The sequence below is a fragment of the Actinomycetota bacterium genome (genome assembly GCA_028698215.1).
Classification (GTDB): Bacteria; Actinomycetota; Humimicrobiia; order Humimicrobiales; family Humimicrobiaceae; genus Halolacustris.
Map to the genome: position 1 here is coordinate 1 of JAQVDY010000019.1, position 17,465 is coordinate 17,465.

Consider the following 17,465-nt stretch of genomic DNA (forward strand, 5'->3'; position numbering starts at 1 on the left):
TTACAGTCCTAATGGCTGTTTAGCTTTTTCCTGCTGTAAACAAACATGGCCATGGCCAGCACCAGGGTAGCCAATACAAACAAATAACCCAGCCATAAAGACCATTCCATACTGGCCTTAGACACAGTGCTAACCATATAGGGGGCCAGGGCATTACCCAAGGTACCTGAAATAAATAAAAGTGGAAGCAGTCCATTTACCGCCTGGGGATAGCTTTGGCTCCCTACGTATACCAACAGGGGGAAAATGGCAGAAAAGCCCAGGCCGGTGCCCACTGCAGAGGCAAATATGGCTGCCCTGGTATGGCTTAACAGCAAACCCACCATGGCTATACTGGCAGCTGCGGTAAGGGCCAGGACTATAATCAAAGGCTTTATCCTGTCTGTTAACTGGCTCAGGATAAGCCTTCCTATTATCAGCACTATCCAAAACACCGTTAGCAATAATCCTGAATTAAGGGGGTCTAAACCCCTGGCCTCCCTGAAGAAAGTGGGAGCCCAGGTAGACAGCACTGTTTCCGCTATCGCATAGAACATTATAGCCAGGCAAGCAGCGGCCAAAAACAGGTTCTTACCCCTGTGTTTAAGGGTCTGCCTTAAAGAAATTGGGCTGCGGCGGATATCATTACTATGATAAGCCCTGTTCCTGGTAACCACCTGGTATAGGATAAATATTAACAGGAACATGCCCATATAAACCAAATATATGGCCTTAAAACCGGCTCTGTTATCTACTACAGAAAGAGACAGTAAGGGAGAAAGTATGGCTCCTATGGGGAAGAAAACGGAGGCAATAGTTAGTATCTTGGCTTTGTTGCGGACAGGGCTGCTCAGTATATATTGATTGGCTATGATATTTATAATTCCCAAACCATAACCGGACAGGGCATACAGCAGGTAATATATGTACAGGTTGGAATTAAAATACATGATCCCTGCCAAGACTATCAATACTGCATATACCACAGAAACCAGGTTTATCCTGCTTATAAACCTGGCATAAAAATTAGAAGTCAATTGCCCTGCTATCAATCCTATCATAAAAAAGGTAAACACCAGGCTAAAATCTGCAGGAGTGGTGTTAAAGCTGTCAGCAATTTCAATAAGTATGGTACTGGGACCCAGCAGGAAAGCTGAAAACATAAGCAGGGTCAGATAATTTGGGAATTCAGCCAAATAAGGCATAAGCTTGGATTTAGTTGTACCTGAACTGTGTGTGGACAATCGCAGTTTCTACCGTTCTATATAATTTTACTGTATCATTTCCTATTTTTTAAGCTAGAGGATATGGCAGTTACCTGGTCCAGGATATCTCTTAAAATATCCTGCACACTGCTTTCCGGGACTTCTATAGGGCCGGCAGACTTGAGCTGGCCTAACACCAGGTTTTTGGTGGCATCCAAATCCTGGATACCCGGCAGCTTCAGTTCCGCCTTCTGCCCCTGCTGGCCTCCTGCGCCTGCAGTTTGCAGATGCACGGTACCTATGCCCAATCCTCTTTCCAGAACTCCCCGGGTGATATCGACATTGGTAATTTTAGCGTAGGGAACAGTTACCTGTTTTTTCCATACTACGCCCCATTTCATATAAGCGCCTTTGCTGTCTATACTATATTCAGCTTCCCGGTAAGCTGCAGGGATCCAGAAGGCTATGGCTATTATCACCAGTAACCATGCCCCCAGACATATTCCAAAAACAATCATATCCACCAATATCATTAGTGTCAGCAGGGCAGCAATACCTAAGACTGCCCATATAACCCATACTATATACCATAATGTTTTTAATTTTGGGCTGGGTTTGGTTAACATAATATTAATCCCCTTGATAGAATTGATAATTATTCTTACCCTTGTTCTTTACTTCATACATGGCCTTATCAGCCTTTTTTATCAAGTCACTGCTCTTTTGCCCGTCCTGCGGGAAGACAGCTATACCTAAACTGAGAGTTGCCTGAACCTTTTCTGATCCAGTATCTATAGGAACACTGAAAGCCTTAAGTATCTTTTGGGCCACTTTCTGAATACCCTTTTTCTGCCTGGCTTCATGCACCAGTACCAGAAATTCGTCTCCCCCTAACCTTCCTACCGTATCTTCAGCCCTTACCAGGCTTTTTAATTTTTGCCCTACACTGATTAGAAGCTGATCTCCTACCAAATGACCCCTGCTGTCATTTATCTGTTTAAAATCATCTATGTCTAAAAATATTACCCCCACCTGCCAATTATTTCGCTCTGCCTGCTTTAAAGCTACTTTCAACCTGTCCATAAACAGGGACCGGTTAGGCAGTCTGGTTAAGCTATCATAATAGGCCATATCCAGCAGCTTCTGTTCTGCTTTTAACCTCCTTTGTTTTTCCCGGGCAAATTTTACGGCAGCAGATATGTGCATGGCCAGGTTTTGCACCGAAGGAATCAGGTAATCTGCCAGATGGCAGGTATTAAGGGAGACGGCCCCGATGATATTTTGCTGCACATAAATAGGGGAAATAATGGGAAAATTATTTTCCAGACCCAAAACGTTGGTAAGGATCTTAGCCAGCGGCCAGGGAAAAAGCTCTTTCATTATATCCGCAGATGAAGTTTGTATGGTACGCCCTTCTCTTACCGCCTGGCTGTAAATGGAGCTCTTGCCTAGGTCAATATAGAAATTGGAAAGCTTGATGCCTGCAATTTTTTCCGCTTTATGGATATTTCTATCTTCGATGGAGGTTATCACCCTAAGCTTATCTTTTTGCGGGGTAAGCATCAGCAGCCCCACCAAATACTGGCCCTGGCTATTTTGTGAAAATTCAGAATTAATAAGCTGGTAGATTTCTTCCTCTGCTTCTAATCCTTGTATCCGGATAGAAATCTGTTCTAAAAACTGCATGTACCAAATCAGTTCTTCAAATTTTTCCTTATCTTGCATTGTCTAATCCACAAAATTATTGATATTAACCCTGGTACCGGTATCACTTAATATCCATCTAACACTAAGTCCCCTGGTCCTTAAATAATCAATTACCTCATCTTCTTTGCTGCTGCTGAAACTGGCAATGCCCCTTTCGTTTTCTTCAGACCATACCCGGTGTCCAAACAACCTGTTGATTTTTTCTTCAATAATATCCCAGTCTTCAGGACTTATATCCCTTAACAATAACGTTTTCCTCTCTACCTGGTCATATAAGCCCAGCAGCTGGGCAATGGTGTCCCTTACCAAGGTAGACCAGGCCCTCATGGGGCCTTGGGAATAGATATGGGAGGTTTTATCCTGGTCTTGGCCTATGGTGGCTTCCTGTATCAGGTTCAGCAATTTTACCATATTTTCCCTCTCTAACTCCCTCAGCTCATCCGAATCTTCAATATCCATTTTAAGGGGAGGCCTGGCTATAAATTTCTTAAATAAATTTTGCTTCAGCTGGCCCAGGCTCACTACCCCCTGATCCGGCTGGCCGTAGTCACTGATATAGGGGGTAAACCGGTTTTGTTCATCTTCCAGTATGCTGTCATAAATATTGCTGGCAATCATATTGGTAGCCTCTGGCTTCTTCTTTCCCCTCTGGACCAAAAAGGATACAAAACCTGCCTCTGATTTTTCTCCAGATGTGCCCAAATACTGATGCCATTCTTCCGTAAACAAATCAGCCCATTTATTGATGAGCACCGAGCTGAAAAAAGGCATTTGGCGCAGCCGGTCATGGGCAATGAGATTGGTTTCCTTTAATACTCTTACTTCAGGATCCAGGTAAACCTTGCATTCAATATCGGTCCTCCCGGCCCATATCTGGGCAGCAGTCTTATGCTGGCCGTCAAAAAGCAGTATTCGGTTTTTCTTTAGCCTGCATACGGAAGGGGTTAGCTGGCTGTGCACCAAAAGGTGCTGGTAAAGTTCCCACAATCTTTTCATTTCCAGGGGCCGGGGCTGAAGCTCTATATCATTATGCAGGTATCTGGCAGGAAGAACAGCATAGAAATAGCGGTAACCGGTGGAAGGGCAAACCGACACCGGTATCTGGTACTTACAATCATCCAGGTCCAGTTCCAGCATCTCTTGGGAATCATTTATATTAACCTTGACCGCAAGCCCGGTATCCTTACCTATTTTTTGCTGGAGCACATCATCCAGCTTCCTGGGCTTATTGGTAGAAAAGAACTCTTCCATCTTTTTCCATCCCTCATATTCCAGTATTGACAGGTTCTTTAAGTCTTTCTTATGGCTTTTGCATACAACTGCAATATTATCCAGGCCATCAGATGCAAGGGCTAATGGCGGAGCGATATAATGGTAATCAAGCCCGGAGCTGCTTCCCCATTTTTTTCCACAAATCCTGCATTCTATTTTGCCGTCCTTGCTAAATTTCTTATTAATAAGTTGCTGCTGTTTTTTAGATAGTTTTAATTTTACTGCCATTTAGCCCCCCTTGTTTAACTAAATTCTATACCAATTGACCCCTTTTATCTATTCCTTTTGCATCTGGTTTCTGCCTCTCTCTTTGGCCTGGTACAGCAGCCTGTCAGAATTTCCCAATAAATCCTCATAGGTCATTTGGGGATGATATTGAGCTGCTCCTCCACTGATGGTAACCTGGAAATGATCTAAATTCCAGCCATAAGATTCCACTTCTTTTCTCAGCCGTTCCCCTATTAAATAAGCTTGCTCCACTTTTGTTTCCGGCATAATAATCAGGAACTCTTCTCCTCCGTACCTTCCCGCTATATCCGCCTTTCTTAAGCTTTCCTTAATTATACGGCCTATGGAGCTTAGCACCTGGTCGCCCCGCTGATGACCATAATGGTCATTTATATCTTTAAAATGATCTATATCCAGCATAATGACTGATAAATAGCCTCCATAACGATTGGACCTGTTTATTTCCCTTTTCAGCTCAGAAATTATATGGTTATGGTTATACAGGCCGGTAAGGCCGTCGGTAATAGAAAGTATCCTTAGCATTTTTTTATCTTCCAGCAGCTGCAGATTGGCTTTTTCCAGCTCCTTTCTGGCATCGCTTAATTGCTTGGTCCTATCCCTTACCTTTTTTTCTACCTGTTGATAGGCCTGCTTTAAGTCAATATTTTTCTTCGTGATTTCTTCTGATAAAACTTCTGCTCTCCTGGCTCCTTCAGAATACTGATTGGTAATAATGATGGAGACCATTACCAGAAAAACTACCCATCCTAATGAAAACAACTTATAGGATTCTATTATCCTGTAATCCACTAAGTAGTCATGGGCCACTGCTGCAGCCAGGCATAATGTACCGGCCAGCAAAAGCCAGGCCCTTCCCTTTTTAGCAGCAATGTTTTTTACCAGCACATGGATAATTAAAGCGGTAGCTGCCAGTATGCTCAGGCCGTATAAATACCAGATGGGATTGGAAGCACCAAAAGGAATAAAAATATTGGCCAGAGCAGCCAAAATTGAAAAAGAGCAAAAGAAATAAAGGATAAGCTTGGAAAAAGGCCTTCCAAATATTTGATAAATGGCCGCTATAATCGCCGGCAGTATTAGTATCAGCAAAGTTGTTTGTATTCTCTCTTCTGCCTGGAGGCTCAATCCTGGAAACAGAGCGCTAAAATAATGGTTTTCTTCAAACAAGGTCTGCATGAATACAAAAAAACTGGCAATGCTGAATAAAATATTGGAATAGTCTTTTTTCCTGAATGCAAAAAATACTAGATGATATATGCCCATAGCCAGCAATATCCCGCTAACAATCATAGCCAAAGCAAATCTGTTATGCTCGCCATGCTGCAGCTGATAAAGGCTCCCGATACTGATGCTATTGATTATTCCAGCCTGGTAATAGGAATAGCTGGAAACCTGGATTATTATTTCTGTTTCTTCCTGCAGGGGTTTAAAGGCATAGATATCTACCCCCAGTTTGGAAAAAGAATCTTGCTTGCTGGAAGCTACCCTGCCTTTGGATCCAACAACCTTTCCGTCTATAAAAAGGTTATAGGCAGTAGCAATCCCGCTTAATTTCAGGCCATAGGTTAAATCAGGGTCCAATACTGCTTTTAGCCTATAGGTAGCAAAACCTTCCAGCGGATAACCTAAATCATTCCAGCTGTGGGGCAGGGACACTATTTCTGCTTGATCCATATTGGCATCTATCTGGCCTGGGCCAAGTAACTGGCTCCAGTAAAATTCCCATCCGCCGTCCAGCTTGGCCATATTCTTTTCCAGCTTTATGTTTTTTAAATAGGTATAGCCTTCTTTTACTTCAATTTTAGCTGGTTTTAACGAGCAGGCGCCAAGGGAAACAATAAGAACCAACAGAACGGCAATTATTAATAAAACCTTTTTCATATTTAGAAAATATATAATCAAAAACTATATATATTGTACATTGTTTGGCTGAATTAGATAATAGGTATATATCATTAAACCACAATATTTCACTATCTAAAAACTATTTTTATAATTCTCGTTTTAATAACTCCTAAAAGCATAATAGAAATACAGCAATAAACTAATCCATTAAACGCTGCCCCCAGGTACAAGATATTTAATGACAGGCCACAAAAATACATCAGGCAGGAAGTATAGGTTAAAGATAATTTCATCTTAAGTTAGATGTCAGGCTTACTATTACCGGCTAAATCAATCAATAATACGGCCAAACCTGCAGAAGAGCCGGGGAATCAGCATTTTATTATAATAAGGGGGACAGCTCTTGAAGCAAGCCTAAAGGAAATACATAAGTTTAATACCATTTTCCTACTAACCTGGCCGGGATTATTTTTATTAAACTTCCAGGAGGCTTTTTTTCATCTGCTCTCTAAACATTTTCTGCCTCTGGGTAAGATCTAAAGCCTTGCTGATACACAGCATTCTTCCTGCTTATAGATCTTTCCTCTGGTGGGAAGGAAATAAGTTATTCCAGTTTTCCTTAAACCATTCAAGGGTCCTGTTTAATGCATCTTCCTTGGACACTATGGGCTTATAACCAAAATCTTGGGTAGCTTTATCATGTACATATGTATGATCAATACAGGTTTGTATAATAGAAAATGTATTAAATACAGATTTTGGATTTATTCTTTCATTTAACCATCCCAATGCATAGGCAAGCCGGTAAGGGATTGATTTAGTGGGAGGCCTTAATCCCAGGCCTTCCAAAAGCGGCTTCATAAAGTCAAACAGGTTTTCTGCAGGGTGATGGTCGGTAATAAAATAAATACCGCCGCAAACTGGTGAGCCTTGGTACAGGTTTTCAGCAGCAAGTATATGTGCATATGCTGCATTTTCTGAATATATATGGCTGAATCTGGCAGAGCCGTTGCCCAGTTTAAAATTATTGCCGCCAATAGCGGCTTTTATAATATTGGTAAGGTGGTATTTATCACCAGGCCCATACATGCCGGCCGGCCTTAAGGAACAGGTTAAAAGCTGGGAATTGTTTGCCTTAACCACCATCTGTTCTGCTATGATCTTAGTCCTGCAGTAATGATCTTTGGGAAGCTTATCAGGATATGGAAGTGATTCATCACCATTTACAATCGGTTTTCTTCCATCCACTACTACATCTATAGTACTGGAATAAACCAGTTTTTTAATGCCCAGCTCACGGCAAGCCTCTATTACATTGAGATTGCCCTGCACATTTACCTCTTCATATACCCTGGGCGGAGTGCTTGTATCCCAAACCGCAGCTGCGGTTTGAAAAACAATGTCTGCACCTTTGCAGGCTTTCCTTATGTCCCCAGGATTTCTAATATCGCCAATATATCCCTTAAAGCGCTTATCATGGAAAGGAAGTAAATCAAGTATGGTTACTTCTTTCCCCCGGCAGTAGAGTTGTTTGGCAATCTCGAAGCCGAGCATTCCTGAACCGCCAATAACTACACATTTCTTAAAACCATTTTTTGCAGCCACTTAATGCCCCCTGGTTAAAATAATACATTCCTAATTCCCTATTGATATTGCATTTTCTGGACATTGGTTTACACAATCCAGGCAAAGAGTGCATAAAGATGGCCATAGGGCAGTTACTCTCCATTTATCAGGGTCATATGGATCTTTCTGTTCCGCCCCTATGGTTTGGTGGAGCAGGAAAACTGCCGGTTTGCAAACCCGAAGGCATTTGCAGCAATCCCTGGGGTCAACCCCTATACCATCCCCGCATTTGCTGTAATCAATAGATATCTTAATTTTTTTCCCATACATAGTATTTGAACCAATAGTTTACTAATATTTTCCGCAGACTTCAGGGATTGAATCTCTTGGCATAAGGAAAAGAGCATCATTGGGGCAGAAATGCCTGCATACGCCGCAGCCATAGCATTTACTGATATCCAGCTTGACTTCTTTTTTAGAGCGGTCAAATTCCAGGGCGCCAAAAGGACACCTGGATACACACATCTGGCAATCCGAGCATCTCTCCCTGTCCAGCTGTATAACATATTCCGCTTTATAAATTGAAAAAATATCAAAATCAACCCGGGGACGGATACCCGCACATTCGGGATTGGCACAGGAACATAGGTTGTTGATATAGGGAAAAGGCCCAAACCATATAGTGCCTATATATCCTTTCATATTATTTTCCGTAAATCTTTCAATGGCTTCCTGCCTGGTTAGATGGAATTTATCCTTTTCGGGAATAAAACGAGGCAGTTTTTCCAGTATCTCTGACATAACTCCAAAATTTATACAGCAGGCTTCTTTTTCACCACGGGCCATATACCTGCACATGCAGTTTTTATTTATCATGGGCTCTGCGGCGCATTCCTCTAATATGGCAATTCCGTCTTCCAGGGGCACTACCTGTCCGATATGTCCTTCTGCCCTAAGGGGATTGGCAGGCGGTTTAGTGTTGTGAAGCATGTTCTGGGCAGCATGCTTTATGATCCTGCCAATTACCGGAATTCTCAGTTTGTATCCAAGGCCTACGCCATTGAAGCCATGGACCTTCCTTACTGAAATTTGCTCAAAGTTTACGTACTGCTCCATAAGATAATCACGCAGGTTATATTTTTCTACAATCTCATCAGAGTAATGCTTGGCATTAAGGTACCATTTTTTCCCAGCACCGTGTTTCATGCAGAGTTCACACATTTGGAAAGTCCTTTGTATTAAGATTTACTATTCAGCTTATATACTAATAGAAAAATAAAATATCAATACAGGAATATAATCAGTACTAAAATTTCAGTAATAATAATCTAATATTTTCATTAAATCAAGGATTCAAATGGACTTAAGCCCTTTAATATTTCCAGAAAGGATCCATCACAGCTGGGGTAAAGGCTTTAAACTGAGTGATTTTTTATAGATTTTATAATAAAATAGTATTATCAAGTTTATGTGGTTAAGCAATAAGCGTTAATATTAGATAGTACCAATAAAAAATCATTATGGAAAAAATAGCCATAGTCACGGATAGCACTGCTGACTTGCCTGAAGAGCTGTTAGATAGATACAATATAAGTGTTGCCCCCCTTTATATCCATTACAGCGGCCGGGAATACAAAGATAAAATCAATATAACCAATAACCAGATATATGGCTTGCTTGAAAAAGGGGTCGAAGTAAAAACTTCCGCCCCCAACCCCAAAGATTTCTTAGCTATATATTCAGACCTGGCAGAGAACCAAAAGGTGGATACCATACTATCCATACATATAAGCTCCAAACTATCTAATACCGTTGATTCTGCCCATATTGCCTCCAAAAGCTTTAAAACGACCAGAATCGAAGTTTTTGACTCCAAGTCAGTAACCATGGGATTGGGCCTGGTGGTACTGGCAGCAGCTAGAATGGCTGCTGAAGGCAAGGAGGCAGGAGCAATCAAAAAGAGCATAAACAATTTGATAGGCAAAAGCCTTTTTTTAGCTACAGTAGAAAATTTTGAATACCTGCTTAAGGGAGGGAGGGTTTCCGGATTAAAAAGGCTGCTTAACATGGCTTTAAAGGTAAGGCCGGTATTTGTTATGGACCAGGGAAAAGTTAAAGTATCCAAAGTATGCAGGACCAGGGGAAGCTCTCTGGAACAAATTGCCCAAAACTTAAAAACTGCATACGGGAACCGGGGCAGTATCACCTTATCTATCTTTTATGGCTCTGACCTGGATGCAGCCCATGATCTGAACCAGATATTAAAAAGGGAGGAATCCCTGCATATTGCAGAGACCATTTTTACTGAAATAACTCCGGTTATCGGAACTCATTCCGGCCCCACCATTGTAGGCCTGGCCGCAATCCCTGTTTTAGTTTAACCCTGTTATTTAAATCATTTTTGTCCTAACATTATAAATATTAAAAAAAATAAAGTTAATGACATGTTGGTAAATACCGTAACTGACAACGATAATAAACTGGTTCTAGCCATGGAAGCCATGGAGATAGATAGTTTTGGCCCCCAGGCTGCAGCCAACAGGTGGTGGCTGCCGGTAATAATAAAATATGGAAAAGTATTTACTGCTACAGACCACAAGGGGGACCTTTTAGGCATATGCCTGCTGCTAAGGGACTGGAATGATTGCGCTGCCGCTTTTATTCATTCTTTCCATATCCGTAAAGACTACCGGCATCAGGGACAGGGAAACCAATTCCTTAAGAAAGTGCTGCAGAAGTTAAAAAAAGAAGGAATAAAAACAGTAGGGCTTACTGTAAGCCCCCATAACCAGCCAGCCCAGAAACTATACCAAAAAAATGGTTTTAAATTTATCAAGCTAAGCCATGACCAATACGGTCCCGGCCAGGACCGCCATTTAATGGAATTAAAACTATAGCTGGACTTTTCTGGACATAGTAATAGAAGAAGAAAATCCCAACAAGGGAGACAGGCCAAAATATTTCCTGACCTTAACCGGCTTGAAACCCAAACCCTCATAAAGCTTTCTGGCCCTGGTATTGGTATTAATTACTTCCAACAGAACCTCCCCGTAACCGCATTGGCCGGCATAATCCAAAAAGGCTTCAAACAGGGCGGTGCCTATCCCCTGGCTTCTCTGGTCTTCTACTACGGCGAAGGCATCAATTAGAACTTGTCCCGGTTTAAGGCCCCGGTAGGCGGCTAACTGCCATATCACTGATACCAGGGCAGCTTTCCAAAAGCCAAATACCTGCTTTAAATTACGGTAATTAAAATCAGAATAAGCGTTACCTTTGCTTTCAAACCCTAAAAAGCCTACCAGCCTGGGGCCTTTAAGGGCATAGAAACCGTTATCCGTGTTTAAAGCTGAGGCCAGCAGTTTAATAGTTTTAGATTGGGGCTTGAGCATAATTCCTATTTTACTGCCAAACGCATCATAATAGGTTTGGGCCAGCTGTTTCCTGTAGCGGGCAGGAAGCCCCTTTACCAGGTTAACCTTGTCTTTCATTTAATACTCTTACCTGTCTCTTATTTTTAATATCATAGTTCCTGCCTTTCCAATATACCTTATTCCGGAAATGGTAGCCAATAGGAATTGTCCGGTACCTGCTGCAAACAATGGGTTTTTAGATTTTTTAATCAGCAAAAGGGGCAGCAGCTGGTTTATTTTCCTATTAACAACAGGCTGGCTGCCATAACTATCATACCTGCTATAAATCCCAGTACCGGCAGGTGCTCAAACCCGTATGACCTGGACACCGGCACCAGTTCATCTATCGATATAAATACCATTACCCCGGCAATGGCGGCCAGTACCATTCCCAGAACCTGCGCATTTAAAAAAGGCAGTAGAAAAGCAGCTGTAAACAAAGCACCGGCCGGCTCTGCTACGCCAGATAAAAATGACCATAAAAAAGCTTTCTTTTTACTTCCGGTGGCCTTATATATGGGAGCGGAAACAGCCAGGCCCTCCGGTATGTTATGTATGGCTATGGCCACCGCAATGGCTATCCCCAGCCTTACATCAACTAAAGCACTGTAAAAGGTAGCCATGCCTTCCGGAAAATTATGGATGGCAATACCTAAGGCTACAAAAATGCCGGTCTTCATCAGCTTTTGGTCAGCCTGCTTTGGTATACCGTCGTTCTGGCCGATATATTCATGAGGGATTAAAAAATCAATTAGAAACATAGCTCCAAAACCTACTACAAACAGCAGGTTTGATTTTAAAAATCCTATTTCCTCCACAGCTGAAGGCATAAGCTCCAAAAAGGAAATCCCTATCATCACCCCCGCCGTAAAGCCCAGTACGAAACTGAAAAACCTATCGCTTAGCTTTTTGGGTATTAAGCCCAATAAGCTGCCTATCACCGTAGAAAAACCGGCTACTGTGGTTAAAAGCAAAGCTTTGACTACATCGCTCATTACAATTATGGTATTTAGTAATAGTTATTATAAATAATAGATAAAATAGTGATAAAAGAAAAATAATTTTATATAATTTTAATATGGACACTATATTAATAATTAGAAATATAGCGTTAATAGCAATAAGCTATCTCCTGGGATCTATACCCTTTTGTTATCTCATAGCCAAAGTTAAGAAAAAAAACCTGACCCAAATAGGGGATAAAAATCCTGGGGGCTGGAACCTTACTTTCAATGTATCCAAGACATGGGGGATTCTGGGAGCGTTCTTTGACCTGGCCAAAGGGTTTTTCCCCTTTTTTTTCATACTAAGATATACAGGTTCCCTGCCTTTAGCCTTAGCAGCCGGCTGTGCTTCAATAGCCGGCCACAATTACTCTCCCTTCCTAAAATTTACGGGGGGCAAGGGAATGGCTGCCCTGCTGGGCCTGCTTTTAGCTATCAACCCCTGGTCAGTGCTGGCCTTCGGGGCAGGTATCCTGCTAGGGTTGATAATTATTAAAAATATGATATGGGGAGTTGCCAGCGGCATCAGCGCTGCTACTATTTTCTTTTTGCTCTACTATAGCTCCAGCATATATATTATCTTCTGGCTGCTTCTCTTTATAATCATCATCCCCAAATATGTAAACCGCTCCATACCATTTCCAGCCAATTTTAAATTCAGGAAAGAAAAGACTCTTAGGGATTTGTTTACCCCCAAGATAAGGTAGGTTATTTGGCATTCCTTATCAGCTTTAGGTCCTGCTCGTCAGTTACATCATAGGTTCTGTCTTTCCAGAACAGCCCTGCTCCAAACCGGCACTTATAGAAAGAGAGACAGGCAATAGACAACAGGTAGATTATGGACACCGGGTGCAGCAATATATCCACACCCTTGGTCTTAAACCTCACCGCATAAATTATTTTCATCAAGAATATGGTCAAAACCTGCATTATAAGTATATTGACCAGCTCCTGCGGCCATTCCAGCAGCACCGCCAGGGGTAAAAAGATAAAAGGCATTAAAAACAAAACCCCTATCATGATAAAAGCCAGGCTGAAATTATAAAAATTATAATCAAAGGCGGCAAACAGCACTTTGCTGTAACCTTTTTTTACCTGATCTAAATTTTTATACATCCTGCAGTAAACATCTTTGCTGCCGTCAAAAACCATAAACCTGTATCCCGCCCTTTTTACCAGTTTGCCTATATGAATATCTTCCAGTATTTCTTTTTTTATGGCTTTATGCCCCCCAATATGCTCATAGACATCTTTCCTGAACACCATATACTGGCCGATGGCAGTACAAAACAGGGGGCTTTTGGTGGTTTTTACCAGTATCAGGGGCAAAAAACATAGTATCATGAAATTTCCAAAGGGTACCATCATCCTTTCATGGATAGAGACCATAATCTGGTGGCAGAATACGGAAATTCCGCCATAATTTCCCCTTAAAAGATTAGCTACTGCCCGGGAAACAGAATGTTTAAAATGCAAAGTATCGGCATCAGTAAATACCAGTATACTGCCCTTTGCCGCCCGGGACAGCTGCCAGCAGGCATAGCTTTTCCCCAGCCAACCATGGGCCAGAGGTTTTCCCTTAAGCACTTTTAGCCTGCTGTCTTTTAAGGCTATGGCGCAGGCAATTTTATAGGTTCTATCACTGGAGTTATCATCCAAAACTATAACTTCAAAGCAAGGGTAATCCTGCTTAAGCAATGAGCTTAGGCACCTTTTGATATTGCTTTCCTCATTTCTGGCCGGCACCAGGACGGATACCAGGGGAGTTTCGGTGGTCAGGGAAAAACCATTATAGGCTGGTGTATCCCTCCTAAACAGAATTAAATTAACAATATAGTTAATCAGGATTAAGCAAAGAATCAGGAGCACGGCATATTGATAGAATATTAATAGTTCCATTTTTTGTTCATTTTAATTTATCCAAAGCCCTCTGTTTAAGCTGGTTATAGTCCAATATATACCGGTAATGGATGCCTTCCCCGATTTTTTCCCTGGCATCATATGCTTCCACCCTAAACTTCAGCTTGGGCCCTTCTGCCTCCAGCAACTCTGCACTGGCAGTAACATTCATTCCTCCAGGGGTAGCAGCAATATGTTTTACCTCCACTTTGGTCCCTACCGTAACCCAGCCCGGAGGCAGGTGGCGGTCCACTGCCAGGATAGCCGCCTTTTCCATCAAGGCGATCATAGCCGGGGTGGCAAATACATCTACCACTCCGCTGCCGTAAGCCATAGCAGTATTGCTGCTGTCTACCATAACCCTGGCCTGGGCAGTCAAACCAGGCTCTAAATTAAAATTCAACATAACCTAATTCTAATGTCTTTCTTAGCCTTAGTAAAGGGCATTATAGCAGCAGCTGTTTTAAACGGAGGGCATCCCTGAAAGCATGGCTCAGGGCATCATTGTTAAAATAAGCGTATGTTTCTATTCCTTGGCTGCTGTACTTTTTTATCATGGCAGCAAAATACAGTAAGCGCTCTTGGCTGTAGGCAGAATGGTATAATTTTTGCTCCCCGTGCAGCCTGATATAGAGGATATCCCCTGTTGCCTGTTCGTGGTAGGGAAAACAGGGGGCACTGGAAATAACCATACCGCACCCTTTTCGCTGAAGCCAGTGGTAAACTTCCGGCTCAAACCAGCTGTCATGCCTGAATTCAAATACAAATTTAAAACCCCGGGCCAAACCTAAAATAATTTTAAGCCGTTCAATATCCCGGCTAAAATTAGCGGGAAGCTGAAACAGTACGGGGCCCATTTTTTTCCCCAAGGTGCTGGCAGTATCCAGAAATGTGGCCAGGGCCTGTTGCGGCTGGTTTAGCTTTTTGAAATGGGTGATATAACGGGAAGCCTTTAAGGAAAAAACAAAGGATGGGAGGGTTTGTCCTGCCCATTTTTTTAAATTGGACTTGGACGGCAAACCATAGAAACTGCTGTTTATCTCCACCGTGTTAAATTGGCTGGAATAATAGGAAAGCCAGTCCCCTGGCTTTAAGTGCCGGGGATAAAACTGACCCTTCCAGCCGGGATAGCTATAACCTGAGGTACCTATATAAATTTTACCGGCAGGCAATTTTTATCCTTTTTGCTGTGGTTTAATTTAATTAAACATCAATACCCGGTTATTTTCAAACCGCTAATAAGCATACAGCTTACCGTAAGGGCGGTGGGAATAAGGGGCAAGTTTTAAGAATTGGCCGGCCGTTATATCCAGTTTAAGGCCAAAATAATGAGAATAATTAGCAATATGGTTATCTAGAAGCTCAAGGTCCGAGCATTGAAGATCCTGCCTTTTTACTTCCTTTCCCAGTTTGTAGTCAGGTATATCTTCCCTTATAAATATGCTCCCCCCGTGCATTCCAGTGCCAACATAGCTTCCCGCAGCCCCGGAGTGATAGAAAAAATAAGGGTTGCGGTTTACCCTTTCACTATCCAGTCCCAGCACTATTATGATGCCTCCCGCCATATACTCACCCAGAAAATTGCCGGCCCTGCCGCCAATAACAATAACCGGGACCTTGCCCTGGTAGGATTTCATATGTATGCCGCATCGGTACCCCACATTATGCTTGATATAGATTTCTCCGCCCCGCATGGAATACCCCAGTATATCTCCCGCATCTCCGTGGATTATTATCCTGCCTGAATTCATGGTATTTCCTATTCCGTCCTGGCCATTGGAAAATACCTCAATGGTAGGGCCATCCATAAACGCTCCCAGGTTATTTCCGGCTATTCCCTGCACTTTTATATTGGCAGCAGCCTGTATGCCGTCCCCTATATAGCGCTGCCCGCAGACATTGGTTAAAACTATATCTTCACCAAGTAAAGAAAAATCCTCCAACCTTTTTTTAACCCGGCTGTTAAGCTCCCTGCAGCTTAAATTTTTTGCATCAATGCTGTTATTCATACCTCTATTCCCTCCCCGGTTACCAGGTGTTTCTGGTAGTCTGCCGGAAGCTGGATCAAGCCAAAATCTTCCCTGATTATATTTTCCTTTACCTTGCTGATATCTATACTATTTTTAATCAAGCCTGCATATATGCCGGCCCTGTCTATCTTTCCCACCATGATGGCTCCCGCTACCCTGTCTTTTCTAATGATGATCTTCCGGTAATAGTCTTGGTCAGGCTTAAATTGGCTTAACACCTCCACTTCCGGACCTGGCCCAAGTCCGGTCAAACCCATGGATATGGAAGATACCCCTAGAATTTCTACTGAATTCATAAAGAAACCCCCCTCATAATTGCTAATCTGGCCTGCCATATTTAACCCCGCGGTTTTCCCCTGAAGCGCAGCCAGGGGCCATATGGCAATGTTCCTTTTTTCCCCGTTAAGCATATCTAAAGCTTCTACTATGTCTCCCGCAGCAAAAATACCGGGAACCGTGGTTTCCATTTGTTCATTTACCTGTATCCCTTTACCCAACTTAACAGGGCTGCCCTCCAGCCAGGAGGTATTAGGCCTAACCCCTACTGCCACTATAAGCAGCCGGCAGTCCAGGACAGTGGTGTCTGCCAGCTGGACTTTCTTTACTAAATTACCCTCTGCAAATAACTTATTTATAGTGTTTTTGGTATATATCTGGCTGTCCTGCTGCCTGATTTTATTTTCAATTATAGATGAAGCTTCCTGGTCAAAAGTAGCAGATAAAATCCTGTCTGATAATTCTACCAGGTCAATGGATAAGCCTAACTTTAGCAGGGCTTCCGAAGCTTTTAAGCCGATCAGGCCTCCCCCTAGGATGATTGCCCTTTTCACCCGGTGGGCATAAATATATTCCTTTATGCGGCGGGCGTCTTCCAGGGTGCACAGGGTAAACATATTAGCCAGGCTGCCGTTTACTGCTGTTTTTTTAGGCCTGCCTGCTATTTTTATTTGAGGCACAATTGGTCTGCCCCCGGCAGCTATCAAGGCCTTATGAAAGTAGAATTTCTCCCCGGAAGCAGCCACTGCTGCCTTTTTATCCGTATCCAGGCCAACAATTTTGGTATTCCCCTTTAAATCAAAACTGTTACTCCTGTATATATCCTGGTCCCGGTAATAAACCTTCTCCAAGGGAATACTATCCGATAAATAATAGGTTATGAGTGGCTTGGAATAGTTAATGCTGCTTTCCTCGGTCAGTATTAAAACCTTTCCTCTAACATCATGCTTCCTAATGGCTTCCGCAGCATTAATACCGGCAGCAGAGTTCCCTATTATCAAATAATCTATTCTTTCCATTTTA

General features: G+C 42.5%; 18 protein-coding genes. 3 read left to right on the top strand and 15 right to left on the bottom strand.

Going from position 1 to position 17,465, the window contains the following annotated elements; translation table 11 throughout:
- Positions 1–8: 8 nt before the first annotated feature.
- From PHN32_06435 to PHN32_06470, 8 genes are all read right to left on the bottom strand, one after another.
- Positions 9–1,223, bottom strand: coding sequence for an MFS transporter (locus PHN32_06435; protein ID MDD3777226.1), 1,215 nt, complete (start codon positions 1,221–1,223; stop codon positions 9–11).
- Positions 1,224–1,258: 35 nt separating this feature from the next.
- Positions 1,259–1,810, bottom strand: a complete 552-nt coding sequence (locus PHN32_06440; GenBank protein ID MDD3777227.1) for a PH domain-containing protein — start codon at positions 1,808–1,810, stop codon at positions 1,259–1,261.
- Positions 1,811–1,814: 4 nt separating this feature from the next.
- Entirely contained in the window at positions 1,815–2,909 is a 1,095-nt protein-coding gene (locus PHN32_06445; GenBank protein ID MDD3777228.1) for a diguanylate cyclase, read from the bottom strand.
- Between the two features lie 3 nt (positions 2,910–2,912).
- Positions 2,913–4,391 carry a hypothetical protein gene (locus PHN32_06450; protein ID MDD3777229.1) on the bottom strand — a complete coding sequence of 493 codons (1,479 nt, stop codon included), beginning with the start codon at positions 4,389–4,391 and terminating at the stop codon, positions 2,913–2,915.
- 48 nt (positions 4,392–4,439) lie between these two features.
- Positions 4,440–6,293: a diguanylate cyclase gene (locus PHN32_06455; protein MDD3777230.1), complete on the bottom strand. Its 1,854-nt coding sequence runs from the start codon at positions 6,291–6,293 to the stop codon at positions 4,440–4,442.
- 534 nt (positions 6,294–6,827) lie between these two features.
- Positions 6,828–7,862, bottom strand: coding sequence for an NAD-dependent epimerase/dehydratase family protein (locus PHN32_06460; protein ID MDD3777231.1), 1,035 nt, complete (start codon positions 7,860–7,862; stop codon positions 6,828–6,830).
- Between the two features lie 30 nt (positions 7,863–7,892).
- Positions 7,893–8,153 carry a 4Fe-4S binding protein gene (locus PHN32_06465; protein MDD3777232.1) on the bottom strand — a complete coding sequence of 87 codons (261 nt, stop codon included), beginning with the start codon at positions 8,151–8,153 and terminating at the stop codon, positions 7,893–7,895.
- A 21-nt stretch (positions 8,154–8,174) separates the two neighbouring features.
- Entirely contained in the window at positions 8,175–9,044 is an 870-nt protein-coding gene (locus PHN32_06470) for a 4Fe-4S binding protein (protein MDD3777233.1), read from the bottom strand.
- Positions 9,045–9,343: 299 nt separating this feature from the next.
- Between PHN32_06470 and PHN32_06475 the strand changes: the two genes are divergently transcribed.
- Both PHN32_06475 and PHN32_06480 read left to right on the top strand, forming a co-directional pair.
- On the top strand, positions 9,344–10,204 hold the full coding sequence (locus tag PHN32_06475; GenBank protein ID MDD3777234.1) for a DegV family protein: 861 nt from the start codon (positions 9,344–9,346) through the stop codon (positions 10,202–10,204).
- A 63-nt stretch (positions 10,205–10,267) separates the two neighbouring features.
- A complete protein-coding gene (locus PHN32_06480; protein MDD3777235.1) occupies positions 10,268–10,720 on the top strand; it encodes an N-acetyltransferase in 453 nt (150 codons plus the stop codon).
- On the opposite strand, the gene PHN32_06485 is transcribed toward PHN32_06480, so the two are convergent.
- Positions 10,715–11,311 carry a GNAT family N-acetyltransferase gene (locus PHN32_06485; GenBank protein MDD3777236.1) on the bottom strand — a complete coding sequence of 199 codons (597 nt, stop codon included), beginning with the start codon at positions 11,309–11,311 and terminating at the stop codon, positions 10,715–10,717. The genes PHN32_06480 and PHN32_06485 overlap by 6 nt on opposite strands.
- Before the next feature lie 155 nt (positions 11,312–11,466).
- On the bottom strand, positions 11,467–12,228 hold the full coding sequence (zupT, locus tag PHN32_06490) for a zinc transporter ZupT (protein ID MDD3777237.1): 762 nt from the start codon (positions 12,226–12,228) through the stop codon (positions 11,467–11,469).
- 83 nt (positions 12,229–12,311) lie between these two features.
- Between zupT and PHN32_06495 the strand changes: the two genes are divergently transcribed.
- Positions 12,312–12,944: a glycerol-3-phosphate acyltransferase gene (locus PHN32_06495; protein MDD3777238.1), complete on the top strand. Its 633-nt coding sequence runs from the start codon at positions 12,312–12,314 to the stop codon at positions 12,942–12,944.
- A 1-nt stretch (position 12,945) separates the two neighbouring features.
- On the opposite strand, the gene PHN32_06500 is transcribed toward PHN32_06495, so the two are convergent.
- The 5 genes from PHN32_06500 to PHN32_06520 all read right to left on the bottom strand — a co-directional run bounded on the left by PHN32_06500 (position 12,946) and on the right by PHN32_06520 (position 17,461).
- A complete protein-coding gene (locus PHN32_06500; GenBank protein MDD3777239.1) occupies positions 12,946–14,136 on the bottom strand; it encodes a glycosyltransferase in 1,191 nt (396 codons plus the stop codon).
- 7 nt (positions 14,137–14,143) lie between these two features.
- On the bottom strand, positions 14,144–14,542 hold the full coding sequence (locus PHN32_06505) for a thioesterase family protein (GenBank protein MDD3777240.1): 399 nt from the start codon (positions 14,540–14,542) through the stop codon (positions 14,144–14,146).
- Between the two features lie 40 nt (positions 14,543–14,582).
- Complete coding sequence (locus tag PHN32_06510; protein ID MDD3777241.1) at positions 14,583–15,308, bottom strand: DUF72 domain-containing protein; 726 nt, start codon at positions 15,306–15,308, stop codon at positions 14,583–14,585.
- Between the two features lie 63 nt (positions 15,309–15,371).
- The gene (locus PHN32_06515) at positions 15,372–16,145 is read right to left on the bottom strand and encodes a hypothetical protein (GenBank protein MDD3777242.1); all 774 of its coding nucleotides are present in this window, start codon (positions 16,143–16,145) and stop codon (positions 15,372–15,374) included.
- Positions 16,142–17,461, bottom strand: coding sequence for an FAD-dependent oxidoreductase (locus PHN32_06520; protein ID MDD3777243.1), 1,320 nt, complete (start codon positions 17,459–17,461; stop codon positions 16,142–16,144). Before PHN32_06520 ends, PHN32_06515 begins: the two co-directional genes overlap by 4 nt.
- Positions 17,462–17,465: the final 4 nt, after the last annotated feature.